Raw genomic sequence first — 6,403 nt, 5'->3', positions numbered from 1 at the left:
CCTACATGGAGCAAATGTGGGAGGGAGCAAGCCCCTCCCACAAAAGCCATTTCCACAAAGCCTGTTATTCGGCGTTACACAGCGCCAGGCAGTTATCCAGCATGCGGTTGGAGAAGCCCCACTCGTTGTCGTACCAGGCCAGCACTTTGAGCAGCTTGCCGCTCACCTTGGTGTGGTTGGCGTCGAAGATCGACGACAGCGGGTTGTGGTTGAAGTCGCTTGAGACCAGCGGCAGCGTGTTGTAGCCGAGGATTTTCGAGTGCTGGCTGGCTTCCTTGAGCAGCGCGTTGACCTCTTCGGCGGTGGCTTCTTTTTTCAGTTGAACGGTGAGGTCGACCAGCGACACGTTGATCACCGGTACGCGCACGGCCATGCCGGTCAGCTTGCCCGCCAGCTCCGGCAGCACCAGGCCCACCGCTTCGGCGGCGCCGGTCTTGCTCGGGATCATGTTCTGGGTGGCCGAGCGCGCGCGGTACGGGTCGGTGTGGTAGACGTCGGTCAGGTTCTGGTCGTTGGTGTAGGCATGGATGGTGGTCATCAGGCCGCTTTCGATGCCCAGCTCACGGTGCAGCACCTGGGCGACCGGCGCCAGGCAGTTGGTGGTGCACGAAGCGTTGGAGATGATCTGGTGGGATTGACGCAGAATGTCATGGTTCACGCCGTAGACCACGGTCGCGTCCGCGCCCTTGGCCGGTGCCGAGATGATCACCTTGCGTGCGCCGGCAGTAATATGGGCGGCAGCCTTGTCACGGTCGGTGAACAGACCGGTGCATTCGAACACTACGTCGATCTTGTGGGCAGCCCATGGCAGGTCGGCCGGGTTGCGAATGGCACTCACGGCAATCCGGTCACCATTGACGGTCAGGCTTTCCTGATCGTGGGCGACCTCTGCGTCGAAAGTGCCGTGTACGGTGTCGAATTTGAGCAGGTGGGCATTGATCGAGCTGTCGCCCAAATCATTGATGGCGACGATCTGCAAATCCTGGCGGTAGCCTTGGGTATACAGTGCGCGCAGGACATTACGGCCGATACGGCCAAAACCATTGATTGCGATACGAAGAGTCATTGGAAAGTGCCTGTCGTCGATTTGTTGTAAGAATTACAAGATTATTCGCATAAAAATAGAAAACAAGCCTTTTTAGTGGCAATATTTTGTTCAATCTACAACGAGTGACCTGAATCAACTGGTCCGATGATTTAAACGACACCCTGCCATCCCATGCGCTGCGGGCGTTTGATCAGCATAGGAACGAGGGTCACCACATCCGTTAGCCTGGAGTTCTACACATGCATCCCCGCGTTCTTGAGGTCACCGAACGGCTTATCGCCCGCAGCCGCGCCACTCGCGAGGCTTACCTTGCGCTCATTCGCGGCGCTGCCAGCGACGGGCCGATGCGCGGCAAGCTGCAATGCGCCAACTTCGCCCACGGCGTGGCCGGTTGCGGCACCGAAGACAAAAACAGCCTGCGCATGATGAATGCCGCCAACGTGGCAATTGTTTCTTCATATAACGACATGCTCTCGGCGCATCAGCCGTACGAACACTTCCCGGAACAGATCAAGAAAGCCCTGCGTGAAGTCGGCTCGGTCGGTCAGTTCGCCGGCGGCACCCCGGCCATGTGCGACGGCGTGACCCAGGGCGAGCCGGGCATGGAACTGAGCCTGCTCAGCCGTGAAGTCATCGCCATGTCCACGGCGGTCGCGCTGTCCCACAACATGTTCGATGCCGCGCTGATGCTGGGCATCTGCGACAAGATCGTTCCCGGCCTGATGATGGGCGCTCTGCGCTACGGCCACCTGCCGATGATCTTCGTGCCCGGCGGGCCGATGCCGTCGGGTATCTCCAACAAGCAGAAGGCCGATGTGCGCCAACGCTACGCCGAAGGCAAGGCCACCCGCGAAGAGCTGCTGGAATCGGAGATGAAGTCCTACCACAGCCCCGGCACCTGCACCTTCTACGGCACCGCCAACACCAACCAGTTGTTGATGGAAGTGATGGGCCTGCACCTGCCGGGCGCGTCGTTCGTCAACCCGTACACGCCGCTGCGTGATGCGCTGACCCGCGAAGCGGCGCATCAGGTCACGCGTCTGACCAAGGCCAACGGCAACTTCACGCCGATCGGCGAGATTGTCGACGAAAAATCCATCGTCAATTCCATCGTCGCGCTCAATGCCACCGGTGTTCCACCAACCACACCCTGCACATGCCGGCCATCGCCATGTCCGCGGGCATCATCCTCACCTGGCAGGACATGGCCGACCTCTCCGAGGTGGTGCCGACGCTGTCCCACGTGTACCCGAACGGCAAGGCCGACATCAACCACTTCCAGGCGGCGGGCGGCATGTCATTCCTGATCCGCGAGCTGCTGGAGGCCGGCCTGCTGCACGAAGACGTCAACACGGTCGCGGGCAAGGGCCTGAGCCGTTACATCCAGGAACCGTTCCTGGTCGATGGCGAGCTGGTCTGGCGCGACGGCCCTATCGAGAGCCTCGACGAAACCATCCTGCGCCCCGTGGCCCGTGCGTTCTCGCCCGAAGGTGGCCTACGTGTGATGGAAGGCAACCTGGGGCGTGGCGTGATGAAGGTCTCCGCCGTGGCGCCGGAGCACCAGGTGGTGGAAGCACCGGCGGTGGTGTTCCAGAACCAGCAGGATCTGGCCGATGCTTTCAAGCCGGCCAGTTGGAAAAAGACTTTGTCGCAGTCATGCGCTTCCAGGGCCCGCGCTCCAATGGCATGCCCGAACTGCACAAGATGACCCCGTTCCTCGGCGTGTTGCAGGACCGTGGTTTCAAGGTGGCATTGGTGACGGACGGGCGTATGTCCGGCGCGTCGGGTAAGATCCCCGCCGCGATTCACGTCAACCCCGAAGCCCAGAGCGGTGGGCCACTGGCGCGAGTGCGCGATGGCGATATCATTCGCGTGGATGGCGTGACAGGCACCCTGGAGCTTAAGGTGGACGCCGAAGAATTCGCAGCGCGCACGCCTGCCACGGGCCTGTTGGGCAATAATGTGGGGGCCGGTCGCGAGTTGTTTGCATTTATGCGCTTGGCTGCAAGCTCAGCAGAGCAGGGCGCCAGCGCCTTTACCTCTGCCTTGGAGACGCTTAAGTGAAGTTAGCGCTGGTCGGTGATATCGGCGGTACCAACGCGCGTTTTGCGTTGTGGCGGGATTCGGCACTGCATTCGATTCGTGTGCATGCCACGGTGGACTACTCCAGCCCTGAAGAGGCGATCAAGGTCTATTTGCGCGAAGAAGGCCTGAACATCGGCGATATCGGTGCAGTGTGCCTGTCGGTGGCCGGCCCGGTGAGCGGCGATGAGTTTAAATTCACCAACAACCACTGGCGCCTGAGCAAGACTGCATTTTGCAACACGCTGCAGGTGGATGAGCTGCTGCTGGTCAATGACTTTTCGGCCATGGCCCTGGGCATGACCCGTTTGCAACCCGACGAATTCCGCGTGGTCTGCGAAGGCACGCCGGAGCCGTTGCGCCCGGCGGTGGTGATCGGCCCGGGCACGGGCCTGGGCGTCGGAACGTTGTTGGACCTCGGTGCGGGTCGCTACGCGGCATTGCCGGGGGAGGGCGGACATGTCGACCTGCCGCTGAGCAGCCCGCGGGAAACCCAGCTGTGGCAGCACATCTACAACGAAATCGGCCACGTCAGCGCCGAAACCGCCTTGAGCGGTGGCGGGTTGCCGCGTCTGTACCGGGCGATTTGTGCGGTCGACGGCCATGTGCCAGTGCTCGAAACGCCCGAAGCCATCACGGCTGCGGGGCTGGCCGGCGATCCGATCGCCATGGAAGTGTTGGACCAGTTCAGCATCTGGCTGGGCCGGGTTGCAGGCAATAATGTACTGACCACCGGCGGGCGCGGTGGCGTGTACATCGTGGGCGGGGTGATACCGAGGTTTGCCGACTTCTTTATCGCCAGCGGTTTCGCCAAGAGCTTCAGTGACAAAGGCTGCATGAGCGACTACTTCAAAGGTATTCCGGTGTGGTTGGTGACGGCGCCGTATTCCGGGTTGACCGGGGCGGGTGTGGCGCTGGAGCAGGCTTTTGCGTAGGTGCTGATGCCTCATCGGCAAGTCGAATCGTCGCACCGCCCCTCCCACACTTTGATCTGTGAACGCGGTCAAAATGTGGGAGGGGGCTTGCCCCCGATGAGGCCATTGAGAACACCCCATAACAACAAGGAGGACCCCGTGAGCGTAATCAGTAAATCGATTCTCCTCGTCGACGACGACCAGGAAATCCGCGAATTGCTGCAAACCTACCTCAGTCGCGCCGGTTTCCAGGTGCGTGGCGTGCCGGATGGCGCGGGGTTTCGCCAGGCGATGAACGAGGCGCCGTGCGACCTGGTCATCCTCGACGTGATGTTGCCGGACGAGGACGGCTTCAGCCTCTGCCGCTGGATTCGCCAGCACCCGCGCCAGGCGCAGGTGCCGATTATCATGCTCACCGCCAGTTCCGACGAAGCTGACCGCGTGATCGGCCTGGAGCTGGGCGCCGACGATTACATCGGCAAGCCTTTCAGCCCCCGTGAGTTGCAGGCGCGGATCAAGGCCCTGTTGCGCCGCTGCCAGTTCGGCCAGGAGCGCAGTGGTAGCGCCGATGTGCTGGTGTTCGATGAATGGCGCCTGGACATGATCAGCCATCGGCTGTTCCACGTGGATGGCGAAGAGGTGATCCTGTCCGGTGCCGACTTTGCCCTGCTCAAATTGTTTCTCGACCACCCCCAACAAATCCTCGACCGCGACACCATCGGCAACGCCACCCGTGGCCGTGACCTGATGCCGCTGGACCGTATCGTCGACATGGCCGTGAGTCGCCTGCGCCAACGCCTGCGCGACACCGAAAAGCCCCCGCGGCTGATCCGCACCGTGCGCGGCAGCGGTTATCAACTGGCAGCCAGCGTGGTTGCCGGCAATGCCCACTGAGCCTGTAACCGAACGCCGCCGTCGCTTCCCGGTGCCGCGCTCATTGCTGGGGCGCATGTTGCTGCTGACCTTGCTGGTGGTGCTGTTCGCCCAGGCGCTGTCCAGCGTGATCTGGGTGTCGCAGTTACGCGCGACCCAGCTCGAAGGCCTGGTTACCAGCGCCCGGAGCCTGGCGCATTCGATGACGGCCAGCGTGAGCTATTTCCGTTCGTTGCCGGTGGCCTATCGGCCGTTGGTCCTCGATCAGTTGCGCAGCATGGGCGGCACTCGCTTTGTGGTGACCCTCAACGATCGCCCGCTGGAGATGCAGGTCCTGCCCGAGACCCCGCGCAAACAGGCCGTGCTGGTCGCGGTGGATGAAGTATTGCGCCAGACCCTGGGCGCCGACGTGGTGATCTCGGTGGAGTTCGTCAGTGCCGAGGAACTGCGCATCTTCAATGCCGGCCTCAAGCTCGATGAGTTGCCGCGTTCCTGGGCCCATTACGCATTGACCCTGGAGCCGGTGAACCCGCCGGTCTTGGTCACCCAGATCCAACTGGCCCCCGGCGAATGGCTGTACATCGCCTCGTTGCTGCCTGAGCCCTACACCAGCCTTGAAGAACAAGGCCTGCCGTCCCAGCAGGTGTGGTTCATCGTGCTGACCAGCGGTTTTCTGCTGCTGTTTATCGGCCTGCTGGTGCATTGGCAGAGCCGCCCACTCAAGCGCTTGGCGCGGGCGGCGCGGGACATGTCCCTGGGTGCCGATGTGGAGCCGGTGGCCGAAGGCGGCGGCAGCGAAGTGGTGGAAGTGGGTCGCGCCTTCAACGCCATGCGCGAGCGCATCAGCCGTTACCTGACCGAGCGCAGCCAGTTGTTCAGCGCGATTTCCCACGACCTGCGCACCCCGATCACCCGCCTGCGCCTGCGCGTGGAACTGCTGGAAGACGAGAACCTGCAAACCAAATTCGGCCGCGACCTGGACGAATTGGAATTGCTGGTGAAGGGCGCGCTGCAATGCGTGAAAGACACCGATATCCACGAGAACATCCAGCCGGTCGACCTCAACCATGTGCTCGAATGCCTGGTGGAGCCTTACGTCGCACCCAACGGCAATGGCCGCGTGACCCTGGATGGCTACGCTCTGGCGGCCTACCCCGGCAAGCCGTTGGCGCTCAAACGCTGCATCGGCAACCTGATCGACAACGCTTTGAAGTACGGGCAGAACGCGCATTTGCATATCGAAGACGATGGCGCGCAGTTCATCCTGCATGTGGATGACGAAGGACCGGGTGTGCCCGAGCAGCGGTTGGAGCAGGTATTCGAACCGCACTTCCGCCTGTCCGGGCAGCAGCAGGGTTATGGGTTGGGCTTGGGGATTGCGCGCAATATTGCCCACAGCCATGGGGGGGAAGTGAGTTTGCAGAACCTTCGCGAAGGCGGCCTGAGGGTGACCCTTCAGCTCCCGCGAACGCTGGACTAACTGTGG

4 protein-coding genes and 1 pseudogene are annotated in these 6,403 nt (G+C 62.1%); 4 read left to right on the top strand and 1 reads right to left on the bottom strand.

Annotated features, from left to right (window positions below):
- Positions 1 to 64: 64 nt before the first annotated feature.
- Positions 65 to 1,066, bottom strand: a complete 1,002-nt coding sequence (gene gap / locus JWR98_RS02440) for a type I glyceraldehyde-3-phosphate dehydrogenase (protein WP_003175856.1) — start codon at positions 1,064 to 1,066, stop codon at positions 65 to 67.
- Between the two features lie 221 nt (positions 1,067 to 1,287).
- On the opposite strand from gap, the pseudogene edd reads away from it, so the two are divergent.
- From edd to JWR98_RS02420, 4 genes and pseudogenes are all read left to right on the top strand, one after another.
- Positions 1,288 to 3,112, top strand: a pseudogene (gene edd / locus JWR98_RS02435) (phosphogluconate dehydratase).
- A complete protein-coding gene (locus tag JWR98_RS02430) occupies positions 3,109 to 4,065 on the top strand; it encodes a glucokinase (RefSeq protein WP_078734506.1) in 957 nt (318 codons plus the stop codon). Before edd ends, JWR98_RS02430 begins: the two are co-directional and overlap by 4 nt.
- A gap of 138 nt (positions 4,066 to 4,203) precedes the next feature.
- Positions 4,204 to 4,938, top strand: coding sequence for a response regulator (locus JWR98_RS02425; protein ID WP_003175853.1), 735 nt, complete (start codon positions 4,204 to 4,206; stop codon positions 4,936 to 4,938).
- A 31-nt stretch (positions 4,939 to 4,969) separates the two neighbouring features.
- Positions 4,970 to 6,397 carry an ATP-binding protein gene (locus JWR98_RS02420; protein WP_205489227.1) on the top strand — a complete coding sequence of 476 codons (1,428 nt, stop codon included), beginning with the start codon at positions 4,970 to 4,972 and terminating at the stop codon, positions 6,395 to 6,397.
- Positions 6,398 to 6,403 lie beyond the last annotated feature (6 nt).

It is taken from the genome of Pseudomonas lactucae (assembly GCF_016937615.1).
Classification (GTDB): Bacteria; Pseudomonadota; Gammaproteobacteria; order Pseudomonadales; family Pseudomonadaceae; genus Aquipseudomonas; species Aquipseudomonas lactucae.
This window is presented reverse-complemented; position numbering and strand designations above follow the sequence as displayed.

What these genes read in the sequence shown, in the direction of transcription:
- gap (WP_003175856.1), bottom strand. Translation starts at nt 1,066, where the DNA reads ATGACTCTTCGTATCGCAATCAATGGTTTTGGCCGTATCGGCCGTAAT.